Annotated in this window: 14 protein-coding genes, 1 tRNA gene, 1 rRNA gene and 1 riboswitch; of the genes, 10 read left to right on the top strand and 6 right to left on the bottom strand. The window is 55.6% G+C overall.

Features of this window, described 5'->3' with window-relative positions; genetic code table 11:
- Positions 1 to 35: 35 nt before the first annotated feature.
- Positions 36 to 4,259: a DNA-directed RNA polymerase subunit beta' gene (gene rpoC / locus LZU96_RS18925; protein WP_233985609.1), complete on the top strand. Its 4,224-nt coding sequence runs from the start codon at positions 36 to 38 to the stop codon at positions 4,257 to 4,259.
- A gap of 60 nt (positions 4,260 to 4,319) precedes the next feature.
- Here the strand turns inward: rpoC and LZU96_RS18920 are convergent, their stop codons facing one another.
- Positions 4,320 to 4,499, bottom strand: a complete 180-nt coding sequence (locus LZU96_RS18920) for a DUF1127 domain-containing protein (RefSeq protein WP_233985607.1) — start codon at positions 4,497 to 4,499, stop codon at positions 4,320 to 4,322.
- A gap of 173 nt (positions 4,500 to 4,672) precedes the next feature.
- Here LZU96_RS18920 and LZU96_RS18915 point away from each other — a divergent pair, with 173 nt between their 5' ends.
- Positions 4,673 to 6,142 carry a PLP-dependent aminotransferase family protein gene (locus LZU96_RS18915; RefSeq protein WP_233985606.1) on the top strand — a complete coding sequence of 490 codons (1,470 nt, stop codon included), beginning with the start codon at positions 4,673 to 4,675 and terminating at the stop codon, positions 6,140 to 6,142.
- A gap of 189 nt (positions 6,143 to 6,331) precedes the next feature.
- On the opposite strand, the gene thiE is transcribed toward LZU96_RS18915, so the two are convergent.
- From thiE to rsd, 3 genes are all read right to left on the bottom strand, one after another.
- On the bottom strand, positions 6,332 to 6,964 hold the full coding sequence (thiE, locus tag LZU96_RS18910) for a thiamine phosphate synthase (RefSeq protein ID WP_233985605.1): 633 nt from the start codon (positions 6,962 to 6,964) through the stop codon (positions 6,332 to 6,334).
- Positions 6,965 to 6,966: 2 nt separating this feature from the next.
- Positions 6,967 to 8,889: a phosphomethylpyrimidine synthase ThiC gene (thiC, locus tag LZU96_RS18905; RefSeq protein WP_293001016.1), complete on the bottom strand. Its 1,923-nt coding sequence runs from the start codon at positions 8,887 to 8,889 to the stop codon at positions 6,967 to 6,969.
- Positions 8,890 to 8,975: 86 nt separating this feature from the next.
- Positions 8,976 to 9,076: riboswitch (TPP riboswitch) on the bottom strand.
- Positions 9,077 to 9,216: 140 nt separating this feature from the next.
- Entirely contained in the window at positions 9,217 to 9,723 is a 507-nt protein-coding gene (rsd, locus tag LZU96_RS18900; RefSeq protein ID WP_233985604.1) for a sigma D regulator, read from the bottom strand.
- An 89-nt stretch (positions 9,724 to 9,812) separates the two neighbouring features.
- Here rsd and nudC point away from each other — a divergent pair, with 89 nt between their 5' ends.
- The 6 genes from nudC to LZU96_RS18870 all read left to right on the top strand — a co-directional run bounded on the left by nudC (position 9,813) and on the right by LZU96_RS18870 (position 14,209).
- Positions 9,813 to 10,583: an NAD(+) diphosphatase gene (nudC, locus tag LZU96_RS18895; RefSeq protein ID WP_233985603.1), complete on the top strand. Its 771-nt coding sequence runs from the start codon at positions 9,813 to 9,815 to the stop codon at positions 10,581 to 10,583.
- 40 nt (positions 10,584 to 10,623) lie between these two features.
- Entirely contained in the window at positions 10,624 to 11,691 is a 1,068-nt protein-coding gene (gene hemE, locus LZU96_RS18890) for a uroporphyrinogen decarboxylase (RefSeq protein WP_233985602.1), read from the top strand.
- Positions 11,692 to 11,693: 2 nt separating this feature from the next.
- Complete coding sequence (gene nfi, locus LZU96_RS18885) at positions 11,694 to 12,362, top strand: deoxyribonuclease V (RefSeq protein ID WP_233985601.1); 669 nt, start codon at positions 11,694 to 11,696, stop codon at positions 12,360 to 12,362.
- A gap of 63 nt (positions 12,363 to 12,425) precedes the next feature.
- Complete coding sequence (locus tag LZU96_RS18880; protein ID WP_031376924.1) at positions 12,426 to 13,016, top strand: YjaG family protein; 591 nt, start codon at positions 12,426 to 12,428, stop codon at positions 13,014 to 13,016.
- Positions 13,017 to 13,204: 188 nt separating this feature from the next.
- On the top strand, positions 13,205 to 13,477 hold the full coding sequence (hupA, locus tag LZU96_RS18875) for a nucleoid-associated protein HU-alpha (RefSeq protein WP_003850136.1): 273 nt from the start codon (positions 13,205 to 13,207) through the stop codon (positions 13,475 to 13,477).
- A gap of 69 nt (positions 13,478 to 13,546) precedes the next feature.
- A complete protein-coding gene (locus LZU96_RS18870; protein ID WP_233985600.1) occupies positions 13,547 to 14,209 on the top strand; it encodes a DUF1481 domain-containing protein in 663 nt (220 codons plus the stop codon).
- Positions 14,210 to 14,244: 35 nt separating this feature from the next.
- Here the strand turns inward: LZU96_RS18870 and purD are convergent, their stop codons facing one another.
- Positions 14,245 to 15,525: a phosphoribosylamine--glycine ligase gene (purD, locus tag LZU96_RS18865; RefSeq protein WP_233985599.1), complete on the bottom strand. Its 1,281-nt coding sequence runs from the start codon at positions 15,523 to 15,525 to the stop codon at positions 14,245 to 14,247.
- An 18-nt stretch (positions 15,526 to 15,543) separates the two neighbouring features.
- Positions 15,544 to 17,133, bottom strand: a complete 1,590-nt coding sequence (purH, locus tag LZU96_RS18860) for a bifunctional phosphoribosylaminoimidazolecarboxamide formyltransferase/IMP cyclohydrolase (protein ID WP_233985598.1) — start codon at positions 17,131 to 17,133, stop codon at positions 15,544 to 15,546.
- 633 nt (positions 17,134 to 17,766) lie between these two features.
- Between purH and LZU96_RS18855 the strand changes: the two genes are divergently transcribed.
- Positions 17,767 to 19,308, top strand: a 16S ribosomal RNA gene (locus tag LZU96_RS18855).
- 89 nt (positions 19,309 to 19,397) lie between these two features.
- Positions 19,398 to 19,472: transfer RNA gene (locus tag LZU96_RS18850), tRNA-Glu, on the top strand.
- Positions 19,473 to 19,605 lie beyond the last annotated feature (133 nt).

The raw sequence follows: 19,605 nt of genomic DNA, 5'->3' as shown, positions 1-19,605 counted from the left end.
CGCCCCCTGAGTCTCACTCCGACGGGAGCTAATCCGTGAAAGACTTACTTAAGTTTCTGAAAGCGCAAACTAAAACCGAAGAGTTTGATGCGATCAAAATTGCGCTGGCTTCGCCAGACATGATCCGTTCCTGGTCTTTCGGTGAAGTGAAAAAGCCGGAAACCATTAACTACCGTACTTTCAAGCCAGAGCGCGATGGTCTGTTCTGTGCCCGTATCTTCGGGCCGGTAAAAGACTACGAGTGCCTGTGCGGAAAGTATAAGCGCCTGAAACACCGTGGTGTGATTTGTGAGAAGTGCGGCGTTGAAGTGACCCAGACTAAAGTACGCCGTGAGCGTATGGGCCACATCGAACTGGCGTCGCCGACTGCGCACATCTGGTTCCTGAAGTCACTGCCATCGCGTATCGGCTTACTGCTGGATATGCCGCTGCGTGACATCGAGCGCGTGCTCTACTTTGAATCTTACGTGGTTGTCGAAGGTGGCATGACCAACCTCGAGAAGCGCCAGATTCTGACTGAAGAGCAGTACCTTGACGCACTGGAAGAGTTCGGTGACGAGTTCGACGCCAAAATGGGCGCCGAAGCGATCCAGGCCCTGTTGAAAAACATGGATCTGGAGCAGGAGTGCGAGCAGCTGCGTGAAGAGCTGAACGAAACCAACTCTGAAACCAAGCGTAAAAAACTGACCAAGCGTATCAAGCTGCTGGAAGCGTTCGTGCAGTCTGGCAACAAGCCAGAGTGGATGATCCTGACCGTGCTGCCTGTACTGCCGCCGGATCTGCGTCCGCTGGTACCGCTGGACGGTGGCCGTTTTGCTACGTCGGATCTGAACGATCTTTATCGTCGTGTGATCAACCGTAACAACCGTCTGAAGCGCCTGCTGGATCTGGCTGCGCCAGATATCATCGTACGTAACGAAAAACGTATGCTGCAGGAAGCGGTCGATGCTCTGCTGGATAACGGTCGTCGCGGTCGTGCGATCACCGGTTCCAACAAGCGTCCGCTGAAATCGCTGGCTGACATGATCAAAGGTAAGCAGGGTCGTTTCCGTCAGAACCTGCTGGGTAAACGTGTCGACTATTCTGGTCGTTCGGTTATCACCGTGGGTCCATACCTGCGCCTGCATCAGTGCGGTCTGCCGAAGAAAATGGCACTCGAACTGTTCAAACCGTTCATTTACGGCAAGCTGGAACTGCGTGGCCTCGCCACCACCATCAAAGCCGCGAAGAAAATGGTTGAGCGCGAAGAAGCGGTTGTCTGGGATATCCTCGACGAAGTGATCCGTGAGCACCCGGTTCTGCTGAACCGTGCGCCTACGCTGCACCGTCTGGGTATTCAGGCGTTTGAACCGGTTCTGATCGAAGGTAAAGCGATCCAGCTGCACCCGCTGGTTTGTGCGGCTTATAACGCCGACTTCGATGGTGACCAGATGGCTGTTCACGTACCGCTGACGCTGGAAGCCCAGCTGGAAGCACGTGCGCTGATGATGTCGACCAACAACATTCTGTCTCCAGCGAACGGTGAGCCAATCATCGTTCCTTCACAGGACGTTGTTCTGGGTCTGTACTACATGACCCGCGACAAAGTGAACGCCCGCGGCGAAGGCATGGTGCTGACCGGCCCGAAAGAAGCTGAGCGTGTTTATCGCGCTGGCCTGGCTGAGCTGCATGCCCGCGTTAAAGTTCGTATCACTGAATACAGCAAAAACGAGCAGGACGAATTCGTTCCGAAAACCAGCATTATCGACACCACCATTGGTCGTGCGATTCTGTGGATGATCGTACCGCAAGGTCTGCCGTACTCCATCGTCAACCAGGCGCTGGGTAAAAAAGCGATCTCCAAAATGCTGAACACCTGTTACCGCATTTTGGGCCTGAAGCCGACCGTTATCTTTGCTGACCAGACCATGTACACCGGTTTTGCTTACGCTGCCCGTTCAGGCGCGTCAGTCGGCATCGACGACATGGTTATCCCGGCCAAGAAAGTGGAAATCATCTCTGAAGCGGAAGCCGAAGTGGCTGAGATTCAGGAACAGTTCCAGTCAGGTCTGGTTACCGCCGGCGAACGTTACAACAAAGTCATCGATATCTGGGCTGCGGCAAACGAACGTGTTGCTAAAGCGATGATGGAAAACCTCTCAACCGAAACCGTGATCAACCGTCATGGCGAAGAAGAGAAACAGGTTTCCTTCAACAGCATCTTTATGATGGCTGACTCCGGTGCGCGTGGTTCTGCTGCACAGATTCGTCAGCTGGCCGGTATGCGTGGTCTGATGGCGAAGCCAGATGGCTCCATCATCGAAACACCTATCACGGCAAACTTCCGTGAAGGGTTGAACGTACTTCAGTACTTCATCTCAACCCACGGTGCACGTAAAGGTCTGGCGGATACCGCACTGAAAACTGCGAACTCCGGTTATCTGACGCGTCGTCTGGTTGACGTTGCTCAGGATCTGGTCGTTACCGAAGACGATTGTGGTACGCACGAAGGCATCATGATGACTCCGGTCATCGAAGGTGGCGACGTTAAAGAGCCACTGCGTGAACGTGTACTGGGTCGTGTAACTGCTGAAGACGTACTGAAGCCTGGCACCGCTGACATTCTGGTTCCACGTAACACCCTGCTCGATGAGCACTGGTGTGACGTGCTGGAACTGAACTCAGTCGACAGCCTGAAAGTCCGTTCGGTAGTAGGTTGTGAAACCGACTTTGGTGTTTGTGCACACTGCTACGGTCGCGACCTGGCACGTGGTCACATCATCAACAAAGGTGAAGCGATCGGTGTTATCGCAGCACAGTCCATCGGTGAGCCAGGTACACAGCTGACGATGCGTACGTTCCACATCGGTGGTGCGGCATCTCGTGCGGCTGCTGAATCCAGCATTCAGGTGAAGAACAAAGGTACCATCAAGCTGACCAATGCCAAGTCGGTAACCAACTCGGCTGGCAAGCTGGTGATCACCTCGCGTAACGTTGAACTGAAAATGATCGACGAATTTGGTCGTACCAAAGAGAGCTATAAAGTTCCTTACGGTGCCACCATGGCGAAAGGTGATGGTGAGCAGGTTGCAGCGGGCGAAACCGTTGCAAACTGGGATCCGCACACCATGCCGGTTATCACCGAAGTGGGCGGTTTCATTCGCTTCACCGACATGATTGATGGCCAGACGATCACCCGTCAGACAGATGACTTAACCGGTCTCTCCTCGCTGGTGGTTCTGGACAGCGCCGAGCGTACTGCGGGCGGTAAAGATCTGCGTCCTGCACTGAAAATTGTTGATGCCAACGGCAACGACGTTCTGATCCCGGGCACCGATATGCCGGCTCAGTACTTCCTGCCAGGTAAAGCGATTGTTCAGCTGGAAGATGGCGTTAAGATCAGCGCGGGTGACACCCTGTCGCGTGTTCCGCAGGAATCTGGCGGTACCAAAGATATTACCGGTGGTCTGCCACGCGTTGCCGACCTGTTCGAAGCGCGTCGTCCGAAAGAGCCAGCAATTCTGGCCGAGATCAGCGGTATTATCTCGTTCGGTAAAGAGACCAAAGGTAAGCGTCGTCTGGTGATTACACCGCTGGATGGTAGCGAGCCGTACGAAGAGATGATTCCGAAATGGCGTCAGCTGAACGTGTTCGAAGGTGAACGTGTTGAGCGCGGTGACGTGGTTTCCGATGGCCCGGAATCTCCACATGACATCCTGCGCTTGCGCGGCGTGCATGCGGTGACCCGTTATATCACTAACGAAGTGCAGGAAGTTTACCGTCTGCAAGGCGTTAAGATTAACGATAAGCACATCGAAGTCATCGTTCGTCAGATGCTGCGTAAAGCAACCATCATGAGCGCAGGAAGTGCAGACTTCCTCGAAGGTGAGCAGGCTGAATTCTCTCGCATCAAGATTGCTAACCGCGATCTGGAAGCGAACGGAAAAGTTGGCGCTACCTTCATGCGTGACCTGCTGGGTATCACCAAAGCGTCACTGGCAACCGAATCGTTCATCTCTGCCGCATCGTTCCAGGAGACCACTCGTGTCCTGACCGAAGCTGCAGTAGCAGGCAAGCGCGACGAACTGCGCGGCCTGAAAGAGAACGTAATCGTGGGTCGTTTGATCCCGGCCGGTACCGGTTACGCTTACCATCAGGATCGTATGCGCCGCAAAGCGGCAGGCGAAGTGCCGGTTGCACCGCAGGTCACTGCGGATGAAGCCTCAGCCAGCCTGGCCGAGTTGCTGAACGCCGGTCTTGGCGGTAACAACGACGAGTAATTGTCGCTGGTGAAATAAAAAACCCTGCCTCGGCAGGGTTTTTTTTTGGCTTCAGTACAGCTATTTCCAGTCATCGCGACCGAGGCCGATATCTTTCAGCTGCCCGTCGCTGAGCTTCGACAGAATGAGGCGGGTTTCACGCCGGCACTGCCAGCGTTTAAAGCTGCGCCACAGATAACGCACCAGCGTATAAGGGGTGCCTGTAAACGGTTTTCCCGCGCGATTTTCATCATATCCCATTGTCCGGTCCTCATTGAATTGCCTGAGACCATTTTGTTGGGAATGCGCTGTATGATACAGATGCAAAATTCACCTTTATTTAACATACAGATTGCTGGGAAACCGATCTGAATGGTAATAATAGTGGCTAACTGTACTGGTTAAGACTTTGCGAAACGAAGAGAGAGGATACGATGACCCGCTATGAACATCTGGCAACGCTGCTGGCACAGCGTATTGAACAGGGCCTGTACCGCAGCGGTGAGCGTCTCCCTTCGGTACGCAGCCTTAGCGCCGAGCATGGCGTCAGTATCAGCACGGTCCAGCAGGCGTATCACCTGCTGGAAGAGAAGCAGATGATCACGCCCCAGTCGCGTTCAGGTTATTTCGTCGCGTCGCGGAAAGCGACACCGCCGATACCGGCACTGACTCGGCCTGCGCAGCGTCCGGTTGAAGTGACCCAATGGGATGCGGTACTGGAGTTGATCAACAGTCGTCTGGACAACGATGTGCTTCAGCTGGGCAGTGGCATGCCGGATCTGACCCAGCCGACGATTAAACCGCTGTGGAAGGCATTCAGCCGCCAGGCCCAGAAGCAGGAAATGGCGTTACTCAACTATGACAACCTGTATGGCGTGCTGGAACTGCGGCAACAGGTGGCACGTCTGGCGATCGACAGCGGCTGTCAGCTCACTGCGGATGACATCGTGATTACCACCGGCTGTCATGAAGCGTTATCGGTGGCGGTACGCGCGGTCTGCGAGCCCGGCGATATCATTGCGGTGGAGTCACCCTCTTTTCACGGCATCATGCAGACGCTGCGCGGCTTTGGCATCCGCGCCATTGAAATCCCCACCGATGCGGTCACCGGCATCAGTCTGGAAGCGCTGGAACTGGCCTTTGATCAGTGGCCCATTAAAGCAGTGGTCGTGGTGCCGAACTGTAATAACCCGCTGGGTTTCATCATGCCGGAACCGCGCAAACGCGCGCTGCTGACGCTGGCACAACGTTTTGACGCCGCAGTAATTGAAGATGACGTCTATGGTGAACTTGCCTGGGAATATCCGCGTCCGCCGACCATTAAAGCGCTGGATCTGGATGGCCGGGTTCTGCTCTGCAGCTCCTTTTCTAAAACCCTGGCGCCCGGTTTACGGGTTGGCTGGGTAGCACCGGGCCGCTACCGGGACCGCGTTCTGCATATGAAGTACATCGTTACCGGTTCTACCGCCACGCAGCCGCAACATGCGGTGTCCGAGTTTATTCGTCAGGGCCATTATCAACCTCATCTGCGGCGGATGCGGCAAATCTACCATCGCAATTATGAAATTTTCAGTTGCTGGGTACGGCACTACTTCCCCTGCGGTATATGTGTTTCCCGACCTCAGGGCGGTTTTCTGATGTGGATTGAGTTGCCCGAACCCTTTGATGCGGTGCGGCTCAATCGCGAGTTGCATGAATCTAAAATCCAGATTGCCGTAGGCTCGCTGTTTTCTGCCTCGGGTAAATACCGTAACTGCCTGCGCTTAAATTATGGCTTGCCGATCAATGATCACACTGAACAGGCGCTGGCAAAAGTGGGAGCCGCCGTTGAGCGGGCGATGCGCGCCTGCCAGCATGATGATCTCCCCATTGCCTTAGCGTCCGATCTGCTGGTGGCTAAATAAGGAAGAAGCAGGGCCAGAAAGAGGGAGGGAACTGGCCCTGGTCAGATAACGATCACCTGACGACCGTTACCGTAAGCCGTAGGCCGATGCCGCGCCAGCAACTGAATGAATCACTGCGCGCGGCCTTCCTGCTTTTTCGCTGTCGTTACAGTACGTTGATTATTTTTGCGGCAGGTTACTCAGTCATACTCATGCAAACGGCTCCGGTTCGGCCAGTGCCAGCAGAATACGGGTCGCCTCACGCCAGTCATCTGCCTGAGTAATGGCGCTGACCACCGCAATACTGCCGACGCCCGTCGCCAGCACCGCTGGCGCGCGATCCACAGAGATACCGCCAATCGCCACGGTGGGAATGTGTGACAGGCGCGCCAGATGTCGCTGCAGTTCCGCCAGTCCCTGTGGTGCCGAGGGCATCTCTTTGGTCCGGGTTGGGAAAATGTGGCCCAGCGCGATATAAGAGGGCTGAATAGCCAGGGCACGATCCAGTTCGGCATCATCATGGGTAGAAATACCGAGCCGTAGTCCGGCCTGGTGGATCTGCGCCAGGTCTGCCACCTCCAGATCTTCCTGACCCAGATGCACACCGTAGGCGTGATGTTTAATCGCCAGCCGCCAGTAGTCATTGATAAACAGGCGCGCATCGTAGCGTTTGCCCAGCGCAATCGCCTGGGCGACAGCGGCTTCGGCGGCCTCGTCCGGCTGGTCTTTGATGCGCAGTTGCAGAGTACGGACGCCCGCGTCCAGCAGGCGTTCGATCCAGTCAACGCTATCGACTACCGGATAAAGCCCAAGGCGCGGCGCGGTAGCAGGAAATGCAGTCATTGTTACTCCTCCTTCATGGCATCGGCGGGGTGGTAAAGCTCACCACCGCGGCGGCGAAATTGTTCAGACATCTGAGCCATACCCACCTCAATCGGCTCAGCGCTGGCTTGCTGGCGTGCGGCAAAATCCCGCACCTCCTGCGATATTTTCATTGAGCAGAACTTTGGGCCGCACATTGAACAGAAATGCGCCACCTTGCCTGACTCCTGCGGCAGGGTTTCATCATGCATGGCGCGCGCGGTATGGGGATCGAGCGCCAGATTAAACTGATCTTCCCAGCGAAATTCAAAGCGCGCTTTTGACATCGCGTTATCGCGGATCTGCGCACCCGGATGGCCTTTGGCGAGATCGGCGGCATGAGCGGCAATCTTGTAGGTGATCAATCCCTGCTTCACATCCTCTTTATTTGGCAGCCCAAGATGCTCTTTGGGGGTGACATAACAGAGCATGGCGCAGCCAAACCAGCCAATCATGGCGGCACCGATACCTGATGTAATGTGGTCATAACCGGGCGCAATGTCAGTAGTGAGCGGCCCAAGCGTATAGAAGGGCGCTTCATGGCAATGGTCGAGCTGCTCCGTCATGTTGCGGCGGATCATATGCATCGGGACGTGGCCGGGGCCTTCAATCATCACCTGCACATCATACTCCCAGGCGATCTTTGTCAGCTCTCCCAGCGTACGCAGTTCGGCAAATTGCGCTTCGTCATTCGCATCCTGAATCGAGCCTGGACGTAAACCATCTCCCAGCGACAGTGAGACATCGTAGGCGGCACAGATTTCACAGATTTCGCGGAAATGCTGATAGAGAAAGCTCTCCTGATGATGCGACAGGCACCATTTCGCCATGATCGATCCGCCGCGCGAGACAATACCGGTCAGCCGTTTTGCCGTCATCGGCACATAGCGCAGCAGCACGCCAGCATGGATGGTGAAGTAATCAACCCCTTGTTCCGCCTGTTCAAGCAGCGTATCGCGGAACACCGCCCAGTTAAGCGCTTCGGCCACGCCGTTCACTTTTTCCAGCGCCTGATAAATCGGCACTGTGCCGATCGGCACCGGGCTGTTTCGCAAAATCCACTCGCGCGTTTCATGAATATTCCGGCCGGTAGAGAGATCCATTACCGTATCGGCACCCCAGCGCGTTGACCAGACCAGCTTTTCGACCTCCTCCTCAATCGATGAGCTGACCGCTGAATTGCCGATGTTGGCATTTACCTTGACCAGAAAGTGACGGCCGATAATCATCGGTTCCGATTCAGGATGGTTAATGTTGGCGGGGATAATGGCCCGACCCGCGGCCACTTCCTGACGGACAAATTCGGGCGTGATGTTATCCGGCAGTTGCGCGCCAAAACTATGGCCGGGATGCTGTTGCAGCAAAATCTGGTCGCGGATTCGCTCACGGCCCATATTCTCTCGCAGGGCGATAAACTCCATTTCCGGCGTAACGATGCCCTGACGCGCATAATGCATCTGTGTGACGCAACGGCCGGTAAGGGCGCGGCGCGGCACAGGCAGCGCGTTAAAACGCAGATGATCGAGGCTTTCATCCGCCAGACGCTGCTGGGTATAGCCTGAACTGCGCTGCGGCAGTGGCTGGCTGTCATGACGTTCTTCGATCCAGCCGGCACGCAGTTTCGTCAGTCCGCGATGCAGATCGATCTGCGCGGCGGGATCGCCATAGGGGCCGGCGGTATCATAGACCGGCACCGCATCATTCGGCTCATAGCGCGGCTGATCCTGGCTGCCACCGATGTGGGTCGGGCTGAGCCTGATTTCGCGCATTGGCACGCGAATATCCTCCCGGCTGCCGGTGATCCAGATACGTTCAGAACGGGGGAACGCGTTGCCGCCTTGCAGTGAATCGATAAATTCCTGGGCCTGGGCACGCTGTTCACGACGGGTCATTTTTGAGTCAGACATAGCAATCTTCCAGTTGAGTGGGAATGATGCTTGTCCGGAGTTCGGCAGGAGTAACAGCACGGGCAGCGCAAGACACTGGCGTACTGGCAATATTTACTCTTGTTCCCTTCGCAGGTTCTAACCTGATCAGGTTCCGCGGATCCCGAATTAACGGTCTCAGCCCAATTGGGCACTCCGACAAGAAGACGTTTTACGCTGCGCCGATAGGCACCGGCTTAAAACGATAACTTTTAAACAGAAAAAAGGTTCATCAGGCCTGAGCCGCCAGAACCCTTTCAGCATAAAAGGGCTGTAACAGAATCACAACCCCTTTACCGGTGATTAACGTTACGCCGGACGAGCCATCTGGCTGTCATTGGCTACCGGCGGGGGGGCCAGATGGTTGTCCCATGCCAGCTGGATCAGCTTATCTTCCAGCGTGAAGCGCGCTTCCAGCACTTCACCAACTTCAGACAACGCCTGCTGGAACGTCATGCAGTTATCGTCATCGATCGCCTGCTGCAAATGGCCATCGTACAGTTGCATCAGGCGCTCGGTGTTGGCTTCCAGCGGCGGGTAAACCTGGGCTGCTGCGATCATCGGGCTGTCACCGCTCATCTCGCTGATGATGCGTTCATAAATACTAAAGTGACCGGCGGAGAGATAATCGACCAGGCCATGACAGAAGTTATCCAGCGCCTGCTCATCGAGGCGGGTCAGAGCTTCTTTTTTCGGTTTCAGGCCGACCAGATGGTAATAGGTCACTAACAGCTGGCGACGGGCTTCCAGCCACGAATCGACCAGTTCGTTACTGCCACCTACGCGTTCGGCCAGGACGTCTAACTGGTTAAGCATATCTAACTCCATGTGAGTTATAGTTGTTTATCTACACACTTAACATCAGGACTTCAGCGTGCGAGTTGACGCTAAGGATGACGAAATAAATGCAATGCGAAATCTCAAGCGTAGACGCTGGATGGTGGATTGTCAGCCACGAGCAGAAACTTTGGTTGCCACAAGGTGATTTACCCCACGGAAGCGCCGAAAATTTCGGTCTGACTGGCACGAAAGCCCGACTGATTGGCGAGTGGCAGGGGGAAAACGTCTGGCTGATTTGCGAGCCGCGTTCAGAAAGCATGTTCTCGGTGCGGCAACTGATCGATCTGGATGTCGGGCTGTTTCAGCTGGCAGGTCGCGGCGTGCAGCTGGCGGAGTTCTACCGTTCGCATCGCTGGTGCGGCTACTGCGGCCACGAAATGCACCACAGTAAACATGAATTTGCCTGCCTGTGCAGCCATTGTCGCGAGCGATATTATCCGCAGATTGCGCCCTGCATCATCGTGGCGATCCGCCATGGCGACCAGATCCTGCTGGCCAATCATGCCCGCCACCGCAATAAGGTCTATACCGTGCTGGCCGGTTTCGTCGAAGTGGGCGAGACGCTGGAGCAGGCGGTGGCGCGGGAAGTGATGGAAGAGAGCAACATCCGCGTTAAAAACGTGCGCTATGTCACCTCTCAGCCGTGGCCCTTCCCGCAGTCGCTGATGACGGCCTTTATGGCGGAGTATGACAGCGGCGATCTGCAACATGACGGCAAAGAGCTGTTAGATGCCGCCTGGTTCCGTTTTGATGCCTTACCTTTGCTGCCGCCACCGGGCACCGTGGCGCGTCGCCTGATTGAAGATACCGTCGCCCTGTGCCGCGCCGGAGCGTGAAAGTGCTACACTACACGCCTGAAATTGAGAGAGTAATAAGATGAGTGAACTGAAGAACGACCGTTATTTGCGTGCCCTGTTGCGTCAGCCAGTTGATGTGACGCCGGTGTGGATGATGCGCCAGGCCGGACGCTATTTGCCGGAATACAAAGCGACGCGCGCCGAAGCCGGTGATTTTATGTCGCTGTGTAAAAATGCCGAGCTGGCCTGTGAGGTAACGCTGCAGCCGCTGCGCCGTTATCCGCTGGATGCGGCCATCCTCTTCAGTGACATCCTGACCATCCCGGATGCGATGGGGCTGGGCCTCTATTTCGAAACCGGCGAAGGTCCACGCTTCTCGAATCCGATTACCTGTCGGGCTGATGTCGAGCGCTTGCCGGTGCCCGATCCGGAAATGGAGCTGGGCTACGTGATGAACGCGGTGCGTACCATCCGTAAAAGCCTGAACGGTGACCTGCCGCTGATCGGTTTTACCGGCAGCCCGTGGACGCTGGCGACCTACATGGTGGAAGGCGGCAGCAGTAAGGCGTTTACCAAAATCAAAAAGATGATGTATGCCGATCCGGCCACACTGCATGCAATGCTGGATAAACTGGCGGACAGCGTCATCCTCTATCTCAACGCCCAGATTCGTGCTGGCGCCCAGTCGGTGATGGTATTTGATACCTGGGGCGGCGTACTGACCGGCCGCGATTACCGTGAGTTCTCGCTGCACTACATGCACAAAATCGTCGACAACGTGCTGCGTGAAAATGACGGCCGACGCGTGCCGATTACCCTGTTTACCAAAGGTGGCGGTCAGTGGCTGGAAGCGATGGCGGAAACCGGCTGTGATGCGCTGGGCCTCGACTGGACCACGGATATCGACGATGCACGTCGTCGTGTTGGCGATAAAGTCGCGCTGCAGGGCAACATGGACCCTTCAATGCTGTATGCGCCGCCCGCCCGTATCGAACAGGAAGTCGCCGGGATTCTGGAGCGCTTCGGCAACGGCACCGGTCATGTTTTCAACCTCGGTCACGGGATTCATCAGGACGTTCCGCCAGAAAACGCGGGCGTATTTGTAGAAGCCGTGCACCGTTTGTCACGTCCTTTCCATCAGGAGTAACTATGGATATTGCCGCACTTCGCGCTGAGCAGTTGCAACGCGCCGCTGATGTGGTGCGTGAAGATGATTTTGACGTCTTGCCGCCACGCTTTATCGGCGGGGCGGATGTGGGGTTTGAGCAGGAAGGCGCGGTCACCCGGGCGGCGCTGGTGGTGCTTGAATATCCCTCGCTAACGCTGGTGGAGCATCGCATTGCGCGCATTGAGACCACCATGCCGTACATTCCCGGCTTTCTCTCCTTCCGTGAGTATCCGGCGTTAATGGCGGCATGGCAGATGCTGGAGCAGAAACCGGACCTGCTGTTTGTCGACGGTCACGGCATCTCGCATCCCCGGCGGCTCGGCGTGGCGTCGCACTTTGGTCTGCTGGTGGATGTCCCGACCATTGGCGTAGCGAAACGCCGCCTGTGCGGCCGATTTGCCGAACTGGATGCGCAGCCGGGCAGCCGTCAGCCACTGATGGATAAAGGTGAGCAGATCGGCTGGGTCTGGCGCAGCAAGCAACGTTGCAATCCGCTGTTTGTCGCCACCGGCCATCGCGTCAGTCTGGATACTGCGCTGCACTGGGTTGAAAACTGTACGCGCGGCTACCGTTTGCCGGAGCCAACCCGCTGGGCAGATGCGGTTGCCTCGAATCGTCCGGCTTTCCAGCGCTGGCAAAACGCGCTTTAACACTGTTTGTGCTGCGCTTTTGCAGTTACACTGCCGCCAGCGAAACGAATAAGAGCCACCTTTATGTTACAAAATCCCGTTCATCTGCGTCTGGCGAAGCTGGAAAGCTGGCAGCATCTTACTTTTATGGCCTGCCTGTGCGAGCGCATGTATCCCAACTATCGGGCATTCTGCGAGCAGACCGAATTTGCCGATCCGGCACTCTATCGCCGTATTCTTGATCTGATCTGGGAAAACCTGACGGTCAAAGATGCGAAGATAAACTTCGACAGCCAGCTGGAAAAACTCGAAGCCGCCATTCCTGATGGCGATGCATTTGAGGTTTACGGCGTATATCCGGCGATTGATGCCTGTGTGGCGTTAAGCGAAGTGGTTCATGCGCAGCTGAGCGGCGACACTCTTGAGCACGCAATTGAAGTCAGTGAGACTTCAATTACCACCGTTGCCATGCTGGAAATGACCCAGGCTGGACGCGAAATGACCGACGAAGAGCTTCGTGAAAACCCGGCCATCATCGATGAATGGGACCTCCAATGGGAGATTTTCCGACTGCTCGCCGAGTGCGAAGAGCGTGACCTTGAATTGATCAAAGGTCTGCGATCGGACCTGCGTGAAGCGGGAATTAGCAACATCGGTATAAATTTCCAGCAGTAAGGCGACAAAACGTGACTTCAGGCCCGAATTAGCGCGCCTGGAGGCTTCACATCAGCCCCCTCTCTGGTCTACATTTGGGGGGCTGAAAATTGTGGCTATCGGTGCGTGCAGGCTGAAGAGTGCCAGAATATGGCTTTTCCCTCGCACTCGTTGCTTAGCAAGCGATAAATACACTTTAAGGATAACTTATGAACAAGACTCAACTGATTGATGTGATCGCAGAAAAAGCTGACCTGTCTAAAACCCAGGCAAAGGCAGCGCTGGAATCTACTCTGGCTGCGATCACTGAGTCTCTGAAAGATGGTGATGCTGTACAACTGGTTGGTTTTGGTACTTTTAAAGTGAACCACCGCGCTGAGCGTACCGGTCGTAACCCGCAGACTGGCAAAGAGATCAAAATCGCTGCAGCAAATGTACCGGCATTCGTGTCTGGTAAAGCGCTGAAAGACGCCGTTAAGTAAGACGTCGCACTGCGGTTAAGCTTTAAAACAGGGGGCGATTCGCCCCTTTTGTTTAAGGGGCCTGCCATCATGACCACGCTGTTTCAGCGTTTTTCCGCCCTGTCTCTCTCCTTGTTTCTTTTTGGTTGCAGCTCCACGCCCGACATTCCTCCTTTTTCTGCCAGTGGTTACCTTGCTGACCGGGGCGTCGTACGCATCTGGCGCAAGAATAATGACCATCAGTCCGTCCACATCCGTACCATCTTTACGCCATTTTCCGGTAGTGAAGGCGAGGTTACCGATTATATCTGGCTGGGACAGGCGTTAATCAGCGTTCATCGTCAGGTTAAAGGTGAGCAACCCGATGATGTCACCTTGCGTTTCGACCAGGAAGGCGGCCTCAACTTCATGCAGCGGCAGCTGGCTGACCGGCGTGAAGCCGTCAGTGCGGATTCGGTCGATCTGTATAAATTCGATGCCCAACGGATGCGCAACGTCAGCGATGCGCTGCTCAGCGGTCAGATATTCCTGCGACAGGGATACTGGTCAGGCGGCAATCTGGTTAAGAGCTGTGAAGGCCAGCAGGTCAGGCCCGCTTTTGATGCCGATGCGTTACGGACGCTGGCGCAGCAGCAGCGTGGATCGGCCAGGCCGCTGATGGTGTCGTGGCTGGAAGCGCCGGAAGGGGTGCAGCTATTGCGGATCAGTCAGCAGGATGACTGCGCACAGCAGCCGAAAGAAGACGATATGTAAGCCGAAGAAAAAGGGGCACTCTGTGCCCCTTTAACTTATTTGCGATTGATGGCGCGGTAGCCAATATCGCGACGGCAGAAACTGCCCTGCCAGGAGATGGGCTGTGCCAGTTGATAAGCCCGCTGCTGCGCAGCCGCAACATCGTCGCCCAGCGCCGTGACGCACAGCACCCGGCCACCGTGGGTGAGCACTAAATCGTCTTCCAGACGTGTTCCGGCGTGGAATACTTTGCCATCCTCAACTTCTTCCAGCGGCAGACCATGGATCTGATCGCCCTGTTGGTAATCGCCAGGATAGCCGCCCGCCGCCAGCACTACGCCCAGTGAAGGTCGCGGGTCCCACTCAGAGGTCTTCTGATCCAGCGTGCCGGCACAGGCCGCCAGACAAAGATCGACCAGATCCGACTGCAGGCGCAGCATGATCGGCTGAGTTTCCGGATCGCCAAAGCGGCAGTTAAATTCGATCACTTTCGGCTGACCGGCCTGATCGATCATCAAACCTGCATAGAGAAAGCCGGTGTAGACGTTACCTTCAGCGGCCATACCGCGCACTGTCGGCCAGATCACCTGATCCATAACGCGCTGGTGGATCTCATCGGTGACCACCGGTGCAGGGGAATAGGCACCCATACCGCCAGTGTTCGGGCCGGTGTCGCCATCGCCGACACGTTTATGATCCTGGCTGGTGGCCATTGGCAGTACATGCTCGCCATCGACCATCACGATGAAACTGGCTTCTTCACCGTCGAGAAATTCTTCGATCACAATGCGATGGCCCGCATCGCCAAAGGCGTTGCCAGCCAGCATATCCTGAACCGCCGCTTCCGCTTCCTGCAGCGTCATCGCCACAATCACCCCTTTGCCCGCCGCCAGACCATCCGCTTTAATCACGATCGGCGCGCCTTTCTCACGCAGATAGGCCAGCGCAGGTTCAACCTCGGTGAAGTTCTGATAGGCCGCACTCGGGATCTGATGGCGAGCCAGGAAATCCTTGGTGAAGGCTTTCGATCCTTCCAGTTGAGCCGCTGCCTGTGTCGGGCCAAAAATGTTCAGGCCTGCGGCGCGAAAGGCATCAACCACGCCCGCCACCAGTGGCGCTTCAGGGCCGACGATGGTCAGGTCGATGGCTTCGCGTTGGGCAAAGGCCAGCAGGGCAGGGATGTCAGTGGCAGCGATCGCCACGTTCTGCAGCGCGGGCTCTAATGCGGTGCCAGCGTTGCCCGGTGCCACAAACACAGTTTCTGCCAGCGGAGACTGCGCCGCTTTCCAGGCTAATGCGTGCTCACGTCCGCCATTGCCAATTACTAAAATTTTCATTTATCACTCTCCAGACGATTAATGGCGGAAGTGGCGCATATCGGTAAAGATCATCGCGATGCCATGCTCATCGGCTGCGGCGATCACTTCGTCATCACGGATTGAGCCACCAGGCTGAATCACGCAGCTGATACCCACCGCTGCCGCCGCATCGATGCCATCGCGGAACGGGAAGAAAGCGTCAGACGCCATGGCCGAGCCTTTCACTTCCAGCCCTTCATCGCCCGCTTTAATACCGGCAATCTTCGCGGAATAGACGCGGCTCATCTGACCGGCGCCAATACCGATAGTCATGTTGTCGCGCGCATAAACAATGGCGTTAGACTTAACGAACTTCGCCACTTTCCAGCAGAACAGCGCATCACGCAGCTCCTGTTCGGTGGGCTGGCGTTTGCTGACCACGCGAAGCTGGCTGGCATCGACCATCCCGAGATCGCGATCCTGCACCAGTAAGCCGCCATTAACCCGTTTGAAGTCCAGCGCTGCCACGCGGTTTTGCCACTGGCCGCAGATCAGCACCCGGACATTCTGTTTGGTCGCGGTAATTTTCAGCGCGGCCTCGGAAACCGCTGGCGCAATGATCACTTCGACAAACTGACGGCTGATAATGGCCTGAGCAGTCGCTTCATCCAGCTCGCGGTTAAAGGCGATGATGCCGCCAAACGCGGAGGTGGGATCGGTCTGCCAGGCACGCTCATAGGCCGTCAGCAGTGAATCACCGACCGCGACGCCGCAAGGGTTGGCATGTTTGACGATGACACAGGCGGGCTCGCTAAACTCTTTAACGCACTCCAGTGCCGCATCGGTATCAGCGATGTTGTTATAGGAGAGCGCTTTGCCCTGAACCTGCTGCGCGGTCGCGACGGAGGCTTCCACGACATTCTCTTCTATATAGAAGGCTGCATCCTGATGGCTGTTTTCGCCATAACGCATATCCTGCTTCTTAATGAAGTTCAGGTTAAGGGTGCGCGGGAAGCGACCGGCTGGCTGGCTGCGTTCACCATGATAAGCCGGCACCAGTGATCCAAAGTAGTTCGCGATCATGCTGTCGTAGGCCGCCGTGTGCTCGAAGGCTTTAATGGCGAGGTCGAAGCGGGTTTCAAGGGTTAGGGCATTCTGGTTGGCGTCCATCTCGGCCACGATAGCCTTGTAGTCGCTGCTCTTCACGACGATCGCCACATCTTTATGGTTCTTGGCCGCAGAGCGCACCATCGTCGGGCCTCCGATGTCGATGTTCTCAACAGCATCTTCCAGTGAGCATCCTTCACGTGCCACCGTCTGGGCAAAGGGATAGAGGTTTACCACCACCATGTCGATTGGGCTGATGTCGTGCTGCGCCATGATGGCATCATCCTGGCCGCGACGACCGAGAATGCCGCCGTGCACTTTCGGGTGCAGGGTTTTGACGCGTCCATCCATCATTTCCGGGAAGCCGGTGTAGTCAGAGACTTCAGTGACAGGCAGGCCCGCATCTGCCAGCAGGCGAGCGGTGCCACCTGTGGAGAGCAGCTCGACACCGCGGTCAGCGAGCGCCTGAGCAAATTCGAGGATACCGGCTTTGTCAGACACACTGAGCAGAGCGCGGCGTACAGGACGACGTTGTTGCATGGTGGTTTTATCCCTTGGCTTTGTTTCGCGTATATAAGAGCGTTACATCAAGCTTAACGATCCTTCCTTTGCTTATATAAGAAGAAAAGATCGAAAACTTCAGGTAACGCCCCGAAAAGGGGCATCCGTTACGTCGCCGGGCATTGTAGCGAAAACGTTTGCGTGATGCTCGCCTAAATTCGTTATGCCCGATGAATGTGGATAACTTTGTGTGTAACTGCGTATAACAGAGGGTTTTGCTGTGGAATGCAGCGAACAGTCTTTTTTATGCAATTTACTGGTTGCGCCTGCCGAACAACTCCCTATAATGCGCCTCCATCGACACGGAACAACGGCTTACAGGCCGCCGGGTTGAGAGGCACAGGAGACTGCGCCGCCGGAGAAAACTTCTCAAAAAGAAGTTGACTCTGAAGGAGGAAAGCGTAATATACGCCACCTCGCGACAGACGGTTAACCCGCTGCTCGCACCGCTCTTTAACAATTTATCAGACAATCTGTGTGGGCACTCGCAGGATTGATATCAGCGTCTCCGGACGTAAAAAAATATCAAGTCTCACGAGTGAACACATAATGAAATTCATTATGACGTTTTACAGATGAGCACCGCTTAACTTGTTTAAGCAAATCAAACTTAAATTGAAGAGTTTGATCATGGCTCAGATTGAACGCTGGCGGCAGGCCTAACACATGCAAGTCGGACGGTAGCACAGAGGAGCTTGCTCCTTGGGTGACGAGTGGCGGACGGGTGAGTAATGTCTGGGGATCTGCCCGATAGAGGGGGATAACCACTGGAAACGGTGGCTAATACCGCATAACGTCGCAAGACCAAAGAGGGGGACCTTCGGGCCTCTCACTATCGGATGAACCCAGATGGGATTAGCTAGTAGGCGGGGTAATGGCCCACCTAGGCGACGATCCCTAGCTGGTCTGAGAGGATGACCAGCCACACTGGAACTGAGACACGGTCCAGACTCCTACGGGAGGCAGCAGTGGGGAATATTGCACAATGGGCGCAAGCCTGATGCAGCCATGCCGCGTGTATGAAGAAGGCCTTCGGGTTGTAAAGTACTTTCAGCGGGGAGGAAGGCGATGTGGTTAATAACCGCGTCGATTGACGTTACCCGCAGAAGAAGCACCGGCTAACTCCGTGCCAGCAGCCGCGGTAATACGGAGGGTGCAAGCGTTAATCGGAATTACTGGGCGTAAAGCGCACGCAGGCGGTCTGTTAAGTCAGATGTGAAATCCCCGGGCTTAACCTGGGAACTGCATTTGAAACTGGCAGGCTTGAGTCTTGTAGAGGGGGGTAGAATTCCAGGTGTAGCGGTGAAATGCGTAGAGATCTGGAGGAATACCGGTGGCGAAGGCGGCCCCCTGGACAAAGACTGACGCTCAGGTGCGAAAGCGTGGGGAGCAAACAGGATTAGATACCCTGGTAGTCCACGCCGTAAACGATGTCGACTTGGAGGTTGTTCCCTTGAGGAGTGGCTTCCGGAGCTAACGCGTTAAGTCGACCGCCTGGGGAGTACGGCCGCAAGGTTAAAACTCAAATGAATTGACGGGGGCCCGCACAAGCGGTGGAGCATGTGGTTTAATTCGATGCAACGCGAAGAACCTTACCTACTCTTGACATCCAGCGAACTTTCCAGAGATGGATTGGTGCCTTCGGGAACGCTGAGACAGGTGCTGCATGGCTGTCGTCAGCTCGTGTTGTGAAATGTTGGGTTAAGTCCCGCAACGAGCGCAACCCTTATCCTTTGTTGCCAGCGATTCGGTCGGGAACTCAAAGGAGACTGCCGGTGATAAACCGGAGGAAGGTGGGGATGACGTCAAGTCATCATGGCCCTTACGAGTAGGGCTACACACGTGCTACAATGGCGCATACAAAGAGAAGCGACCTCGCGAGAGCAAGCGGACCTCACAAAGTGCGTCGTAGTCCGGATCGGAGTCTGCAACTCGACTCCGTGAAGTCGGAATCGCTAGTAATCGTGGATCAGAATGCCACGGTGAATACGTTCCCGGGCCTTGTACACACCGCCCGTCACACCATGGGAGTGGGTTGCAAAAGAAGTAGGTAGCTTAACCTTCGGGAGGGCGCTTACCACTTTGTGATTCATGACTGGGGTGAAGTCGTAACAAGGTAACCGTAGGGGAACCTGCGGTTGGATCACCTCCTTACCTGAAGATACCTTCCCGCGTAGTGCTCACACAGATTGTCTGATAGAAAAGTAATGAGCAAGACGGCTGCGAAGTCGCGACACTATCGTGTCCCCTTCGTCTAGCGGTTAGGACTCCGCCCTTTCACGGCGGCAACAGGGGTTCGAATCCCCTAGGGGACGCCACTTGCTTGGTGACAGGTGAAAGGTGTTGCCCACATATCTTAAAGATGACTTACGAGTCATGTTTAAGATATTTGCTCTTTAACAATCCGGAACAAGCTGAAAATTGAAACGACATGTCGTTTTCATTCTCCGT

This window comes from Pantoea agglomerans (assembly GCF_021397715.1).
GTDB classification, from domain to species: domain Bacteria; phylum Pseudomonadota; class Gammaproteobacteria; order Enterobacterales; family Enterobacteriaceae; genus Pantoea; species Pantoea astica.
Note: the sequence above shows the minus strand (reverse complement) of the source record. Positions and strands in the feature narration are given on the sequence as shown.